The following is a 14,931-nucleotide window of genomic DNA, read 5'->3' on the forward strand; positions in this document are numbered from 1 at the left end:
GTGCTGTGAGCCCGCCGCCGGCCGACCGCGCCGACGGCTTGGCCGGCCTTCATCCGGGCCGTCGCCGCCACCTGTCACGACGCGTACGGCCGCCTACCGGCCGCCGTTACACGGGAGTTGGAGAACGCCATGCCGCACCGTTTTGAGCCGAGTCCGCAGCGCGAACGGATCGCTGCGGCGCTCGCGGACTACATTCGCGCGGGAGGGCCGCTGTCGGTGGCAGATGGCTCCGGCGTGATCGGGGAACTGGAGCAGCGGATCGAGAAGGTTCTGGGCCTGCCGGATCCGCTGTCGTTCTCCTCGGGCACCGCCGGGCTGCACGCGGCCTACCTCGCGCTGGACATGCCGCCCGGCTCGGAGGTGATCGGGCCGGTCACCACGTTCCACGCCTCGCTGACACCGGCGCTGCACGCCGGGCTCAACGCGGTGCTGGTCGACGTCGAGCCGGACACCGGGAACCTGTGCCCGGCGGCGCTGGAGGCGGCGATTACCCCGCTGACCCGTTGCGTGACGGTGACGCACTACCTGGGGCATCCCGCCGCGATGGAGGAGATCACCCGAATCTGCCGCGAACGGGGTCTGCACCTGATCGAGGACATCAGCCACGCCTACCTGTCGACGCTGAACGGGCAGCGGGTCGGGACGTTCGGCGACATCTGCGTCGGCAGCATGCAGGACAGGAAGTCCTGGCCCGCCGGTGAGGGTGGCCTGTTCAGCGCCTCGCGCCCGCAGTGGCGCGAGCGGGCGCTGCTGGCCGGCCACTACCGCGGCCGCGCTCTGCTGCTGGAGGACCCGGAGCTGGCGGCGTTCGGGGAGACCGGGCTGGGGCTGAAGATGCGGATGCACCCGCTGGCCGCGGTGGTGGGCCTGGCCAACGCCGAGGACCTGGTGGAACGCCTGGCGGCCCGCCGCGCGCTGCTGGAGCGGCTGAGCCGGGGCCTTCAGGGCCTGGCGGGGGTACGGCCGCCGGTGGTACGGCCCGGCGCCGGCATGGGCGGCTGGTTCTCCTACCGGCCGCAGATCCAGCCCGGCGAACTGAAGCAGGGGGTGGCCGTCGACACCTACCTGCGGCGGCTGCGGGACGCTGGGGTTCCGGCACACTACCCGTCGGTCGGCTCGCTGTCCGGCATGCCACTGTTCACGTGTCCGGTCCCGCTGCACGCCGCGGCCGGCACCTGGCGGCCGCGGCGGTGCGGTCCCTTCCACGGCGAGAGCGCTTACAACGCGGGCCGGATCAGCGTGAGCGTCACCGGCGAGGACACCGAGGAGACGATCGACGCCTACGCCGCCGTCTTCGCCGAGGCGTCCCAGGCCCTGGCCCGGCCGGTGGCGGCATGACTGCCGGGGCAGCCGTCCCCACCGCGCCCGCCGAGCCCGGCCGGGCGGGCCTCGAGCTGCCGGCGCGGCGCCGGCTGTTCGGCTGGTCGCAGGAGATGGCCGCGCAGCGCCGGGAACTGGAGCGCGGCTGGACGGCGGCGCTCCAGGCCGGCGGCGCGATCAGCCCGCCACCGAGTGCTGCGCCGGCGCAGTATCTGGCGGACGGCGGCGGCTTCCGTGTTCCGGCCGCGCTGGAGGATCAACTTTCGGCGGCGGCGCGGGCGTTCTTCGACGACCGGGTGGTGCGCGAGGGTTGGGTGTACCTGCGCGGATTCGGCTACTACGCGGCCGACGCGCAGATGTACCTGCCCGGCCGCGCTCCTGCGCCCGGCCGGCGGTTCGCCGCCGTCCAGCAACGGTGGCCCCGGTACGCGGCGTTCGCCCGCCCGCTGGCGGAGCCCGCGGCGCGGGAACCGGCCGGGTGGTACGCGTGGCTGGCGTGGTTGGCGTTCCTTGAATCGGCGGTGCAGGACGTGTGCAGCGCGCGGTGGAGCGCCGCAGTCCTCGGCCACGGCGGGGCGGCCGGGGTGCTGGACGAGGTCCTGGAGGGGCTCGGCTCGCTGCTGGCCGAGGCGGCCTGGAACCGGTGGCAGCCGGACAGTTGCTCGGCCGGGCCGTGCGATCCGGCCACCTGGGCGGAGCGGGCCGCCGCGTTGACCGCCGATGCCCGGATCCCGGAGGTCCTGTGCGAGCTGGCGCGGGCGCTGCAGGGGCCCGAGGTCGCGGCGGACGCGGTGCGCGCCGTGCGCGAGGGCGACGTGCTGTGGCAGATCGCCGCTGTCGCACAGACCCGCTGGCCAGCGCTGGCCGCAGCGCATCCGGGCGCGCCGGTGCTGCTTGTCAGCGAGGCGTTCGGCGCGATGGCCGCGGGCCCGGTGTTCGCCGGGATGCTGCCGGCCGGTCAGCGAGGCCGGGTCCGCCTCGCGCTCGCCCGCGGCTCGGTCCACGAGGAGGAGATGGCCCGGGTCTCCGGTACCGCATGGCGCACCGGGCGCCTGGAGGCGGACGGGCAGGTGGTGGTGCACCTGGACGACAGCGTGTTCACCGGTCTCACCCACGCCGGACTGCGCCGGGCCCTGACCGGCGTCCCAGCTGCGGTGTACCTGGTGCCGCTGACCCTGGACGTGGGCACGCCCTTCAACCACCCGGAAGAGATCACCGCGCTCGGCCGCAGCATCGGCGAGCACCTGGCCGGCCTGGAATCCGCCGTGCGCGCTGCGGGCGGGGCGCTGCCGCCCGCACCGAGCCTGTGGGCGCGCCGCAAGACTCCCGCCCCGGCCCACGGCGCCGGCGGCGGTCCGGCGGACCAACCGCGAAAGGAGGCGTTCGCGCGGGTGGCGGGCGGCTCGGACCGGCTGATGGCGCTGCTGTGGGACCGCTACGCCCCGGAAGTCCGCGATGCCTGACCGCCTGAGCCCGCGAACGCCGACCGAGGTGCCGGCGTCCGACCTGGTGTTCACCGCGGCGGTCGGCCGCCGGGCCCGCATGGTGTCCTGGCTCGCGTACCAGCAGATGGCCGCCGACGTGGCCGGGCAGATCCGCCGCGCCCACCCCGGTGCGGTGACGCTGGTGGGGATCTTGCAGGGCGGGTGGATCACCGCCCAGTCCCTGGCCGATCTCCTGCCCGCCGCGACGGTGCTGGCCGCCGCCGCTCGCCGCCGCGGCGAGCGTACCGACGGCCTGGAGCTTCTCGCCGCGGCCGACGGGCTCCTTGCCCCCGGCACGCCGCCGCAGGACCAGCCGCTGATCGTGGTGGACGAGGTCGTCGACTCCGGCCGCACCGCCCGCTTCTTCCTTGACCACCTCGCCCCGTACGAACCGCAGTTGGCGTGCTTGGCGGCCTCGGACACCGCGGACCCGTCGCCGCACTTCACTGCCTGGTCCATGTCCGACCTGCCCGCGCTGGTCCTGCCCTGGCGGGTCCTGCGCGACGCCGACCAGATGGCCGCGTGCCTGCTGGCCGCCGGCCCCCTGACCACCACCCAACTCGACGAGAGGCTGCGTGACCTCGGCCATGACATCGACCTCGACCTCCTTGAGCGTCGCCTCGACCATCTCGCCGCCCGCGACCGGCTTCACCGCGACGGGGACCTCTGGCGCCTTCCCGGCGGGCCGGACGCCCGCTGACCCCACGATCGTCGGCGGCATCGAGCGGGTGGCCGCGTTCTACGACGCGGACCCCGAGCGGGAGTGGCGGCGCACCCGTTCCGGCCCCTACCACCGGTTGGAGACGGAGGTCCTCCACCAGCAGGTCCTGGCCGGGCTGCGCCCGGGAAGCCGCATTCTCGACATCGGCTCGGGCCCCGGCGTCCACGCCCTGGAACTGGCCCGCCGCGGACACCTGGTCGCCCTGTCCGACCTGTCCGTGAAAAGCCTGGACAGCGCCCGCGCCCGCTTCCGCGAGGCCGGTCTGGAAGGGCACCTGCTGGGCACGCAGCACGGCCCGGCGCAGCACCTCGCTCCGCCCCCGGGCCAGTTCGACGCGGTGCTGATGTTCGGCCCCCTGTACCACCTGCTCGATGACGCGGACGCCCTCGAGGCGGTGCGCCGGGCCGCGACCGTGCTGGCACCGGGCGGCCGCCTCCACGCGATCTTCCTGACCCGCACCTCGGTGCTGCGGGACCTGCTCAAGCGCGGCCGGTTCGCGGAAATGACCGCCCTGACCGGCGGCGGATACCTCGACCACGGCCGCTACCAACCGCTGTCGACGGTGTCGGCCGACGACTACATGCCGCCCACCCGCACCCACCGCCTCACCGAGGCTGAAGACCTGCTGCATGCGGCCGGCCTGGAGGTCACCGACCGGTACTCGCTGGAGGGCGTCGCAGCGTGGATGCGCCCGTACGTCGACCAGACGGCCACCGACCAGGCGGCGTTCACCGCGCTGAGCCGCGCAGTGCGCGAGACCACCCAGGTGAGCGAACTCCTCGAAGCGGGCGATCACTTCCTGCTGTCCGCCGCACCGGCCGGACTGCCGCGCCCACGCCGACGACCGCACCGGGTGGAGGGGCGGGCGGACCTCGTCGGGCGCCACCGCGGCGTGCTGGCCGGCGCCGACGGCCGCATCACCTTCGCCCCGGCCCTCATCCGCCACCGCGGCCGCCGCCTGCTGGCCGTGACCACCGGGCCGGCCGACGCCCGGACCTACATCCCCCGGCAGCTGCCCGGCCGCGCCCCCGAGCCCTGGTACACCGGCGGCCGCAACCGCATCGTCCTTACGGCTGCGCCCGAGCCCGGGGGCGGGCCGGTGCCCCTGGACGGTGCCCGGCCGCTGCCGGTCCCGGACGGCTGCGACGACGTCACCGGCGCGAGCCTGGCGGTCCACCAGGACGCGCTGCACGCCTACTTCAGCGCGCGGCCCGACGGCGGGGCCTGGTCGATCTACCACACCATCAGCCGCGACGGCGGAACCACCTGGGCCGCCCCCCGACTCGTCCTCACCCCGGGCACCGAGGAGGGGGCGACCGACGGCGAGCACGTGCTGCTGCCGGCCGTGCTGCACCGCGGCGGCGCCTGGTGGATGTGGTACGCCGGACGCGACGACCATCACCGGCGCATCCACCTGGCCACCTCCAACGACGGCCGCACCTGGCAGCGCCACGGCGTCGTCGTCCCCACCGGCCCGGCCGGAGCCCCGGACGCGTACGCCGCCGACTGCCCCGCCGTCGCCGCGACGTCCGACGGCGGCTTGCTGATGGTCTACGGCGCCGGCACCTCCCGCTCCCTGGCCGCCGCGCACTCCCGCGACGGCCTAACCTGGCGACCGCTGGGCACCGTCCTGCACCGCGGCGGCCCCGGCAGCCCGGACTCCCGCTACGCCTTCTACCCCGCGCTGCTGCCCGAGGGCGGCGGACGGATCCGGCTGCTGTACGCGGGCGAGGACGACCAGGCTCGCTGGACGGTACTGGACGCCGGCCTGCTGGACGCCAAGCTGCTGGCCGAGCGTCCCACTCCGCTGCCGCTGACCGACGAGATCGCCGCGGCCGTCGACCGCGTCCGCGACGAGGTACCCGCCCCGTACTGGGACAGCCCGGACGACTGCCACGCCCCCGCTCCCGCCTACGCTTCCCCCGACGGGACGCTCACCCAGCTGCGGCCGAGCAGCACGCCGGTCTTCGGCGCCCGCACCGCCGCGGGAGCGGTCATCATCAAGCCCGGCCGCGGCCGGGCGTTCGCCGAACGGGAGCACACCGGTCTGCAGGCCCTCGCCCGGCATCTGCCCGTGCCCGCCACCGCGCTGCACTACCGAGGCGAGGACGCGACGCTGGTCTCCCAGGCTCTGGACGGCATCCCCCTACGCGACCTGGCCGCCACCGACCCGGAGCGGTTCCTATCGGTCCTGGGCGAGGTGGCCGCCCGGCTGGTCCACGGCGCCACCGCGACGCTGACCCCCCGCCGGGAGGACGACGTAGACCACTCGCTCCAGACGCCCGCGGTGCTGTCCGGCTGGGTCGAGGACCTCGCTCGCCGGCTGCAGCCCTGGGCCGACCACACCCTGCACCTCAACGGGACACCGACACAGCTCAGTTGCCGCTCGCTCATCCACCTCGCGCGCCGCTCCCTCACCCCGGCCGCCCCCGGCGGTTGGCTGATCCACGCCACCGGCGACCTCCACCTGTGCAACATCCTCGTCCACCCGACCGAGCCGCGCTGGTGGGTGATCGACGCCGAATTCGCCGGCCTGCACGACCTCGACCAGACGCTGGCCAAGCTGGCCGGTTCCTGCCTGAAGCACACCGGCCTGCTCGCCGACGCCGCGGTCCGCGAGCACCACGGTGTCCTGGAAATCACCTGCCCGCTGGCCGAGCCGTTGGGCGGACAACTCCTCGGCACGACCTGGCTGCTGGACCGGTTCGACGGCCTGCCCCTGGACCGGGCCCGGATCCTCGGCCTGCTCATGCCGGACTTGTTCTTCCGCCTCACCCGCGACGAGAACGCCCCCGCCGCCGCCGAGGGCCTGGCCGCCCTCGCTCTGGCTGCGCGGATGACCGGACACGGAGCAGCCCAGTGAACCCCGACCCCCACCAGCCGCTCGCGCCGCCACTGCCCGCGGTCACCACCGTCCTGTTCGACATCGACAACACGCTGATCCCCACCCGCGCGATCTGGCAGCGCGCCCTGCACGCCGTCGCCGCCCGCCTCGCCGACGCTCATCCCGGCGTGAGCGCGGCCGTCATCGCCTCCACCTACGTGAACACCTCCGACCGGCTGTGGGGCAACTACGACCACGCCCTGGCCGCGCTCGGCTCGCACACCGCCGCCCGCCGCCACGTATGGGAAGTCGCTTTGCGCGAAGCCGGGATCGAACTGGGCGAGCGGCAACTGACCGCCCACGTCGACGACTTCGCCCACCGGCAGGTGCGCGCGATCCGACCCGTCCCCTCCACCGTCGACGCCTTCCGGCGCCTCGCGCAGGTCTACCAGCTCGGCGTCATCACCAACGGCGACGCCGACCACCAGCACGCCAAGGTCAAACAGGCCGGCCTCGACCCATACTTCGAGACCGTGGTGTGCGCGCTGGGCAACGGCCACCGCAAGCCGCACCCCGCGCCGTTCCACCGGGCCTGCGAAGACCTGGCCGTCCGGCCCGAGCAGTGCCTGTACGTCGGCGACGAGTGGGACACCGACGTCGTCGGTGCCCGCGCCGCCGGACTGCACCCGGTCTGGATCACCCCCACCGGGCAGCCCCCGCCCGGATCGGGGCCGACCACCCGCTTCACCAACCTCGCCTCCTGCCTGACCGTGCTGCGCGACCACGCCGCGAGCAAGCCGATCCGCGAAACGGAGCCCACGTGACCACCACGGCTACCACCGTCTCTCCCCCACCCCGGGCGAACACGGCCCACCCCACCGGCCCCACCCTGCCGGATCCCCGCGCCGGGAGCGCCGTCGCCTGCGACCTGCTGGGCCTGGTGCACATCCCCGCCTCCGAACTGCGCCTCGCAGCCCGCGCTGGCCTGGACCCCGCACTGCTGGACGCTTTCCTCCCGGACGCCAGCGGGCCCCGGCCCGAGGCGGGCGCGCGGCATATCCGGCTCGGCCGGGGCCCGGCCTACTACCAGCCACGTACGGCGCTGCCGTCCTGGGCGGCGCTGGGCGAAGCCCTCGGCCGCCTGGACCGCCAGGCGCCAGGGCAGGCCCCGGCACTGCGGCACGCACTGCTCGACAACCTCCACAACCTCGCCGCCGCCGGCGCCTACACCCTCTGGCACGGCCTCACCGACCGCCCCCGCCTCACCGACGATCCGCGCCCGGCCGCGCTGGAACGCCTGCTGGAGATCGCCACCTCCACCGCCGCCGCTCTGCACGGCCACCGCGCCGCCGGCCCGTTCGCCCCGCACCCCGGCGACCTCGCGCTGCTGCAGGCCCACGAGGCGGGCTGGCGGACCTTCCGGGAGCTCGACAACACGGTCAAGATCGGCAACGAGCTGCGCTTCCTCGCCGAGCACGTACTGGCGCCCCAGCCCGACATCACCACGGTCCTCGCCCCGCTGTACGGGTCGCTGTCCCTCGCGCTGACCGCCCGGACCGTCCTTCCCGCCCTGCTCGGCCGACCGATCGACGTGCACCTGGTCCGCCTCGGCTTCCACGACCAGGGGAACGTCGCCTACCTCGGCGCCGGAGGTACCGTCCGCCACCGCGCTACCGCGCCCCGCGCCTACCGCGACCGCCTGACCGCCGCCGCCCGCGACACGACCGTACTGGTCATCGACGACAACGTCGGCTACGGCAGCACGCTGCGCGCCGCGCGCGCCCTGGTCGAACAGCTCGGCGGACGGGCCGTCACCCGCAGCGTCGAATCCGCCTGGACCCTGTACCACCGCTCCGGTCGGCACGACATCGCCGACGCCGCCGACCTGCCGAGCCTGCGCCCCAACCTGCACCACAGCATCCAGAAGCGCCTGACCGGGCACCTGCTGCGTGGAGACGCCGGCGCCTACCTGCGCGACGGGGCCCACCGTGCGGCGGGCACGCTGCACCGGCAGATGGCCTCCAGCTTCGACCTCGTGGTGAGCACCGGTACCTGGACCACCGCCCAACTGGCCGCCATGCGGACCGAACTCGCCCACGCCGCCACCTGGAACGAACCGCCCGTCCCCCGCCCGGCCGCGCTCGCCGCCGCCTGACCCCGGAGGCGCCCGCATGCCCACCACCCACACCCCGGCGACCGCAACAGCCACCGCCGTCCCCGCCGGGCCGACCGGTCACTGGCGGGTGAACGTCGACGTCCGCCACGGCACGGTCACCTCCCTCCCCGGCCTGCCGCCGGGACGGCTGCTCGCCGACCTCCTCGACGACGACGTTCCCACCGCCGTCATCGACCTCGACCGCTCCACCGGCACCAGCACCAGCACCGCGCTGCTGGAGACGGCCGTGCGCCACCACCCCGGCCAGCTGTGGGCCGGCGGCCGCCTGGCCCCGCGCGCCCCGGCCGTCCGCCGCCTCCTGGACGCCGGCGCCGCCGGTGTCCTGCTCGGCTCTACCGGCCTAGTCCCCGACGGCCGCCTCGACCCGCACGCCTGGCCGGACTTCACCACCCTCGCCGACGCCGGACAACTGATGCTGTCCCTCGACGCCGTGGACGGACGGATCGTTACCGACGGCTTCACCCGCACCACCAGCGTGGCGCTGACCGACGCCCTAGACGCCCTCCTCGACGCCACCGGCGGCACCCAGCCCATCCTGATCACCGACGCCCGCGCGGCCACCCACCGCACCCCGCCCCCCTGGCAGGCCCTCGACCGCATCGCGGGCCGCCACCCGCGCGCCGACCTGTGGTACGCCGGCGGCCTGGCCGGGTGGGCCGACCTGACGCGCCTGTGGCACGCCGGCTGGGGCGGCGTCGTCGGCCGCGCCTACCTCACCGCTCCCCGCGGTCTGCCCGACGCCGACGGCCGCCTCCACCGCACGCCACCCACGTAGAACCCGATCGGTCCGCCTCTACACCCCGCCGAGCTGACCGAGCTGCTGCACGCGGCCGGCTTCGTCGTCGACGAGCAGTTCGGCGGCTACGACGGCGCCCGGCCACTCACCGCCGACAGCCGCCCCCCCCGTCACCACGCACCACCCCTGAACCACCGCACGCCCGGCCCGCCCGGGACGGCCGTGCGCGCCGGAAAACGAAGCCGGGCCCAGCCGCGTTCCGCGGCTGGGCCCGGCTTCGTTCCGGGAGGGAGCTTGCTCAGGTAAGGCGGACAGGGAGCCCGTACCGCTTGGCGAGCTCGGCCTTGATCTCCCCGACCGGGACGGTGCGCTCCATGCGCGGCGAGTACAGCAGCGAGCTGACGATCGCCGCCGACGCGCCCGCCTCGGTGAACGCCGCCGCCGCATGCTCGGCGGAACCGGCGCCGCCGGAGGCGATCACCGGCAGGTTGACCGCCTCGGCGATCGCCCGGGTGATCTCCAGGTCGTAGCCCTCGTGAGTGCCGTCCTGGTCGATGGAATTGACGCAGATCTCCCCCGCGCCGAGCTCCTCGCCCCGCCGCGCCCACGCGATGGCGTCTAGGCCGGTGGCTTGCCGGGCGCCATCGATGAACACCTCGTACCCGCTGGGGATTTCGGGCGCCGTCGGGACACGCTTGACCTGCATGGACTGCACGATGCACTGGCGGCCGAACTCGGCCGACCCCTCGGTGATGATCGAGGGATTGCGCACCGCCATCGAGTCCAGGCTGATCTTCTCCGCACCGGCGGCCAACACGGCGTGCATGTCCTCAAGTGAACGGATCCCGCCGCCCACCGTCAGCGGCACGAACACGGTCTCGGCGACCTTACGGATCGTGTTCAGGTCCGCCTGGCGGCGCTGGGCGCTCGCAAGGATGTCGTAGAAGATGATCTCGTCGATGCCGTCCGCGTACACCGACGCGGCGACCTCGGCGGCGTCTCCGACGTCGATGTTGTCCTCGAAGCGGCGAGCCTTGGTGACCCTGCCGTCGATGATGTCGAAGCAAGCGATCAGTCGGGTGGTCAGCCCCGTCGTGGTGGTCAGGCCGGGCACAGCTCCTCCTGCGGGGTCTTGGCGAACCGCTCGAGGAGATCCAGCCCCAGCGGGCCGGACTTCTCGGTGTGGAACTGCGTGGCCATGATGTTGCCGCGCGCGACAGCAGAGGTGAAGGGCAGGCCGTACTCCGTGGTCGCCGCAATGTCCCCGGCGTCCGCGGGGTCGGCGTAATAGCTGTTCACAAAGTAGAAGTGGCCCGCTTCCGGCAGGCCGGCCAGGAAGGGATGGGCCGAGGTGCGGTGCACCTGGTTCCAGCCCATCTGCGGCACCCGTACGTCGGCGCCGTCGAAGGCCCGTACGGTCCCGGGCAACCAACCCAGGCAGGTCGCGTTCTGTTCCTCGCTGGTCTCGAAGAGGACCTGCAGGCCCACGCAGATGCCCAGGAACGGGGTGCGGCCTTCGATTACCCGGGCGTAAAGCGCCTCGGGCCATCCGGCTTCGGACAGGTAGGTCATCGTGGTTCCGGCTGATCCGACACCCGGGAGGATGATCCGGTCGATGCCATCCAAATCCGATGGTGAGGTGAGCAGACGGTTCGGCACACCGAGGAAGTTCAACGCGTGAACCACGCTCTGGCTGTTTCCGGTGCGGTAGTCGATCACGCCGACCACGGGTCGGTCGTCCTGCATGAACGCCTCAATCTAAGGGCCGCCGAGAGCGCCCCGGTTGAAGTAGCTGGCCGCCGTCACACACAGACGGCAAAGGTCACTATGAGTATATCGGTGACGACTAGCCGCTGCCGTGGTTTCACCTGAGCTCTACGAGTCAGCGTGCTTGAACTCTTAGCGTCCCCCTTCCCCAAGCCGCCCCCTCTCGAGGGCGTCAGCTGACGAGCTGCTCTGGGTGTCCAGCACCTGGGGCAGCACCTGCTAACGCCTCGTACTCGGACCGCAGTTCGGGCCCTTCTGCGAGACCGACGCCGACCTCTCCGTCGCCTTCGCCAGCCAGGCAGCTCACGACAGCACCACCGACCAGCTGCCCGCCCGCCAACGCCGCGGTGCCGTCCGGGACACCCGCAGCATCGGCCTGCCCACCACGCTCCGCAACGACCGCACCGCAACCCGACCGACTCTTAAGGCTTGCGCTCACGTCGCGTCACCTATAGAGTCTTAAGAGTCACATCTTGCTAGAGTTCGCGGAGGACCTTCACGACGGCCGCCGCTCCTCGCCCCTGGAGAGCCGTATCGATGAGCACCGAGATCAAAATCAGCGAGTACAGCCGGGCCGCCGACCAGGCCCTCACTCAGACCCGCGCCTGGGAGACCCTGGCGGCGTACGCCACCCAGACCCCGGACCTCGCCGACGCCTTGGCGGCCATCGACCTCACGGATCTCGACGGTTCCCTCGACGGCACCGCCATCGAGCTCGGCCTGAGCGAAGCACGCAAGGAGTTCGAGCGCAACCAGGCTCTGGCGGAGGTCGAGACGCGCCGCCTGGCAACCGGCGTCGCGCCAAACGGCCGCTGTACGTGCGGTCACCTCGGCCCCGTCCACGCCCGCCGGGTCGTCGACGGCCGACTCCCCTGCGGCATCGCCGGCTGTCGCTGCGAAGACCTCACCTTCGGCTCCTGACCACCGAACTACGAACGTGAAGGAGGCAGGACCGTCATGACGAACAGCCTGGCGCGGATGATCGCACGCGAGGATGCGCTGGAGGAGGCGGGAATGCCGGCCGACGAGCGGACCACCTGCTACGCCCACAAGGCCTGGGCCTTCGAGTGCGCCGACCAGCACCTGCCGCTTACCGCTGGGCGAGTGCTCGCGGCGCTGCGCGAGGTCGACCGCGTCCGGTGGCACGCTGCCGGCGCCAGGCGCCGGCCGTAGCGGACCAGCGCTCGGCCAGGCCAGTCCCCGCCCCGTCGGCGGAGACGTTCAGCCGGGGCCCCAGCCGGCCACCAGGCCGAGTCGGCCTCGGCCCCGCCGGGAACGAAGGCCCCACAGTCTGTCGTATCCTCGACCCGACGCAAGCTATAAGAGACAGGATTGTTAGAGATGAGTAGCACGGACGACGTAGACGTTATCGACCTGACCAAGCGGACAGAACCGCTGAGCCTGAGCGAGATCAGTCGAGCGCTAGGGATGAAGTCGCGCACAGCCGCGCAGAAGTGGCACAAGCCGCCGGCGCAGAAGGCGATGGAGGGCAAGCCGCCGGCCAACAAGCCGGCTCTGCACGTGGTTGCCGAAGCGCTGGGGATCGACCTAGGCGACGACATCCTGGTGACTTCAGCGCCGCGTTTCCCGGTGGAGGTCGTTCTGGCTCTGGGCAAGGCCCTGGGCTACCTCGACCGCTCCGGCCGCATCGTCGAGGAGATCGCGAACAAGGGCCGCGGCCGCTGGCTACCGGTCGAACCGACGATCGACCCTGCTTCAGGCCGGCGCCGGGTCTACACCAACCACCTGGCCGCGAAGCTGGGCGTCAAGAACTCGTCGATCGAAATGGCTCTCCACCGGGGCCACTTCACAGACTCGGACGGGACAGATGAGATCGGCCGCGTTTTCTGGTGGGTGCCAACGGCCAACAAGATCCTCAAGGACAAGAACATCGGGGATCGGTTCTGAGTACCAGCTCGAGCGCGCCGACGCCCTGAGGCGGAGGCGGAGCCGGGAGCAAGCATGCCGCACTCGGAGTGACAGGCCTGGCCGTCCGAGCCGCGGTCAGCGCCACCTACCGCCCTCCACGAACCGCCTGGATACACCTCCCCTCGGTCGGAAGAGAATCAAGACGGACGCCCGTCCCGGAGCACCCGGGACGGGCGCCGGCATTCTCGCCGGAAAGTCGCCGGAGCGCCGAACCGTTCACCGCGAGGAGTGAACATGCTCCCGTTTGAGGGGCCGTGATTCCCGAACGCCAGCCCTGTCCTCCCGCCCCGTAGCACACTTGCGCTCCCAACTTCCGTGCTAAGCCGAGGGAGATGTTCGAATGTCGAGGCCGACCACCAGGTCTGAACGACGGACTGGCCGTTGCCAGTGCGGCGACATCGCTTACGCGGTGGCCGGCGACCCGCACGACCCCCACCTGTGTTCCTGCGAGCACTGCACGCGAATCTCCGGCTCGCCAGCGGTGGCGTGGGTCGGATTCCGCGTCGAGGACCTGACCTGGACAGGCCCCGCCGGCGAGCCGACGTGGTTCGCGACCTGGCCGACCCTGCGCCGGGGCTTCTGTCCGCGCTGCGGGACGCACCTCGTTTCCGTCGCCGACGGTTCGGAAATGATCATGGTGACGATCTTCAGTCTCACCGAGTCGACCGGCCTGGATCCCGTGGGACACAGCTTCCGCGACGCCGCCGTGCCATGGATGGCCGTCACGCTGGCCCCCGACCCGCTTGGCCAGTAGCACCACGGGAACGGAGGCCGGCGGATGACCGTCCCGTCCGCACGGCCCGGCGACACCCTCCGGTGCGATCGCGAACATCACTTCACCTCACGTGCAGCACGTAGAGATAAGCGCCTCACGCCCATCCTGAGCTGCGAAAACACCGAAAGCATGGTATAGTCTTAAGAGTCAAAGGGCGTTGGTCCCGACACCGGTCGCGACTGGACATCATGTGCCGGTGCCGGGACTCGCTGAACACTCAACCGACTGGTTCCCGGAGGAACCTTGACGGATACCATCACCCATCCGGCGGCCGAGTCGTCCGCCCCGCACCCTAGCCGCAACGAACGCTTCCAGTTCACCACCGCTGTGCGCCAGCAGCGCCCGGCACGAATCCTCCTCGACGGTCCGCCCGGAGCGGGCACCACCTACACCGCCCTGGCCCTGGCCACCTCGATCGGCAAGCGGGTCGCCGTCATCGACACCCAGCGTGGCCGGGTGAGCGCCTACGCGGACACCTTCCCCTTCGACGCGTGCCCGCCTCTGAGCTACTACTCCCCCGAGACCCTGGTCACGGCCCTGGCTCATTGCGCCGACCAGCGCTACGACACCGTCGTGGTCTCGACCGCCTCACCCTTCTGGAGCGGGGCGGGCGGAGTACGCGAACAGGCCGACCGCGCCTCCAAGAGAGCCTCATCCGGCAGCACTTGGAGCGGCTGGCGCGAGGTACGCCCGATCGAGCAGAACATGCTCGACGCACTGCTCGGATACCCCGGCCACGTCGTGGCCACCGTCCGGGACAAGCTCGACTACGTCGCTGAGGTCGACGAGTCCGGCCGGGTCCACCGCAGGATCGTCGGCCTGGCTCCGGTCGCCCGCGAAGGCATGGAGTACGACTTCGACCTCGTCGCCACGATGGACCACACCCACACCCTCGTGGTCGTCAAGGCCCCCACGGACGACCTGTCCGGCGCCGTCGAGACCAAGCCCGGCGCACGGTTCGCCGCCCGCATCACGGACTGGCTCAGCCAGGGCGAGGCCTTCGAGCCGCCGTTCGACCTCGCCGCCGAAGCCCTCCAGGCGGACCTGACGTTCGAGGAACTCGGCGACCTGATGCACCGCGTACGCCTGCGCCAGGCAGAGGGGCACCCGCTGCTGCTGCCCAACGGCGTCGGCATCACCCTGGGCGCTCACATCACCAAGCGCGGCAACGAACTGCGCCGGGACTGAGACCACCGCTC

The 14,931-nt window shown here is 72.5% G+C and carries 14 protein-coding genes; 12 read left to right on the plus strand and 2 right to left on the minus strand.

All coding sequences use genetic code 11. The features are described from left to right. Window positions 1–216: 216 nt before the first annotated feature. The 7 genes from SZN_RS06750 to SZN_RS06780 are packed head-to-tail and all read left to right on the plus strand — an operon-like array spanning window position 217 to window position 9,300. Window positions 217–1,338 (plus strand): DegT/DnrJ/EryC1/StrS family aminotransferase, encoded by a 1,122-nt coding sequence (locus SZN_RS06750; RefSeq protein ID WP_167546292.1) that lies wholly within the window; start codon window positions 217–219, stop codon window positions 1,336–1,338. Then, on the plus strand, window positions 1,335–2,783 hold the full coding sequence (locus SZN_RS06755) for a hypothetical protein (RefSeq protein WP_007492672.1): 1,449 nt from the start codon (window positions 1,335–1,337) through the stop codon (window positions 2,781–2,783). Before SZN_RS06750 ends, SZN_RS06755 begins: the two co-directional genes overlap by 4 nt. Next, on the plus strand, window positions 2,776–3,504 hold the full coding sequence (locus SZN_RS06760; protein WP_007492674.1) for a phosphoribosyltransferase family protein: 729 nt from the start codon (window positions 2,776–2,778) through the stop codon (window positions 3,502–3,504). Before SZN_RS06755 ends, SZN_RS06760 begins: the two co-directional genes overlap by 8 nt. Further along, window positions 3,413–6,388 (plus strand): methyltransferase domain-containing protein, encoded by a 2,976-nt coding sequence (locus tag SZN_RS40845; protein WP_007492675.1) that lies wholly within the window; start codon window positions 3,413–3,415, stop codon window positions 6,386–6,388. The genes SZN_RS06760 and SZN_RS40845 overlap by 92 nt, the downstream gene beginning before the upstream one ends. Continuing rightward, a complete protein-coding gene (locus tag SZN_RS41275) occupies window positions 6,385–7,173 on the plus strand; it encodes an HAD family hydrolase (protein WP_007492676.1) in 789 nt (262 codons plus the stop codon). Before SZN_RS40845 ends, SZN_RS41275 begins: the two co-directional genes overlap by 4 nt. Then, window positions 7,170–8,504, plus strand: a complete 1,335-nt coding sequence (locus SZN_RS06775) for a phosphoribosyltransferase (protein ID WP_007492678.1) — start codon at window positions 7,170–7,172, stop codon at window positions 8,502–8,504. The genes SZN_RS41275 and SZN_RS06775 overlap by 4 nt, the downstream gene beginning before the upstream one ends. Before the next feature lie 16 nt (window positions 8,505–8,520). Further along, window positions 8,521–9,300, plus strand: coding sequence for a HisA/HisF-related TIM barrel protein (locus SZN_RS06780; RefSeq protein WP_007492679.1), 780 nt, complete (start codon window positions 8,521–8,523; stop codon window positions 9,298–9,300). Between the two features lie 259 nt (window positions 9,301–9,559). Here SZN_RS06780 and hisF read toward each other — a convergent pair whose 3' ends face one another. Further along, on the minus strand, window positions 9,560–10,375 hold the full coding sequence (gene hisF / locus SZN_RS06785) for an imidazole glycerol phosphate synthase subunit HisF (protein WP_007492683.1): 816 nt from the start codon (window positions 10,373–10,375) through the stop codon (window positions 9,560–9,562). Beyond that, complete coding sequence (gene hisH / locus SZN_RS06790) at window positions 10,363–11,007, minus strand: imidazole glycerol phosphate synthase subunit HisH (RefSeq protein ID WP_007492684.1); 645 nt, start codon at window positions 11,005–11,007, stop codon at window positions 10,363–10,365. Before hisH ends, hisF begins: the two co-directional genes overlap by 13 nt. Before the next feature lie 558 nt (window positions 11,008–11,565). Between hisH and SZN_RS06795 the strand changes: the two genes are divergently transcribed. From SZN_RS06795 to SZN_RS06815, 5 genes are all read left to right on the plus strand, one after another. Continuing rightward, window positions 11,566–11,949, plus strand: a complete 384-nt coding sequence (locus SZN_RS06795; protein WP_007492687.1) for a hypothetical protein — start codon at window positions 11,566–11,568, stop codon at window positions 11,947–11,949. 36 nt (window positions 11,950–11,985) lie between these two features. Next, window positions 11,986–12,201 (plus strand): hypothetical protein, encoded by a 216-nt coding sequence (locus SZN_RS06800; protein WP_007492689.1) that lies wholly within the window; start codon window positions 11,986–11,988, stop codon window positions 12,199–12,201. A gap of 168 nt (window positions 12,202–12,369) precedes the next feature. Beyond that, on the plus strand, window positions 12,370–12,936 hold the full coding sequence (locus SZN_RS06805; RefSeq protein WP_043728862.1) for a hypothetical protein: 567 nt from the start codon (window positions 12,370–12,372) through the stop codon (window positions 12,934–12,936). A 361-nt stretch (window positions 12,937–13,297) separates the two neighbouring features. Beyond that, window positions 13,298–13,711: a GFA family protein gene (locus SZN_RS06810; RefSeq protein ID WP_007492693.1), complete on the plus strand. Its 414-nt coding sequence runs from the start codon at window positions 13,298–13,300 to the stop codon at window positions 13,709–13,711. 264 nt (window positions 13,712–13,975) lie between these two features. Next, window positions 13,976–14,920 carry an AAA family ATPase gene (locus SZN_RS06815; RefSeq protein WP_007492695.1) on the plus strand — a complete coding sequence of 315 codons (945 nt, stop codon included), beginning with the start codon at window positions 13,976–13,978 and terminating at the stop codon, window positions 14,918–14,920. Window positions 14,921–14,931: the final 11 nt, after the last annotated feature.

The organism is Streptomyces zinciresistens K42 (assembly GCF_000225525.1).
GTDB lineage: Bacteria > Actinomycetota > Actinomycetes > Streptomycetales > Streptomycetaceae > Streptomyces > Streptomyces zinciresistens.

What these genes read in the sequence shown, in the direction of transcription:
- hisH (WP_007492684.1), bottom strand. Translation starts at nt 11,007, where the DNA reads ATGCAGGACGACCGACCCGTGGTCGGCGTGATCGACTACCGCACCGGA.
- SZN_RS06760 (WP_007492674.1), top strand. Translation starts at nt 2,776, where the DNA reads ATGCCTGACCGCCTGAGCCCGCGAACGCCGACCGAGGTGCCGGCGTCC.
- SZN_RS06755 (WP_007492672.1), top strand. Translation starts at nt 1,335, where the DNA reads ATGACTGCCGGGGCAGCCGTCCCCACCGCGCCCGCCGAGCCCGGCCGG.
- SZN_RS06795 (WP_007492687.1), top strand. Translation starts at nt 11,566, where the DNA reads ATGAGCACCGAGATCAAAATCAGCGAGTACAGCCGGGCCGCCGACCAG.
- SZN_RS06810 (WP_007492693.1), top strand. Translation starts at nt 13,298, where the DNA reads ATGTCGAGGCCGACCACCAGGTCTGAACGACGGACTGGCCGTTGCCAG.
- SZN_RS06805 (WP_043728862.1), top strand. Translation starts at nt 12,370, where the DNA reads ATGAGTAGCACGGACGACGTAGACGTTATCGACCTGACCAAGCGGACA.
- SZN_RS06780 (WP_007492679.1), top strand. Translation starts at nt 8,521, where the DNA reads ATGCCCACCACCCACACCCCGGCGACCGCAACAGCCACCGCCGTCCCC.
- SZN_RS06800 (WP_007492689.1), top strand. Translation starts at nt 11,986, where the DNA reads ATGACGAACAGCCTGGCGCGGATGATCGCACGCGAGGATGCGCTGGAG.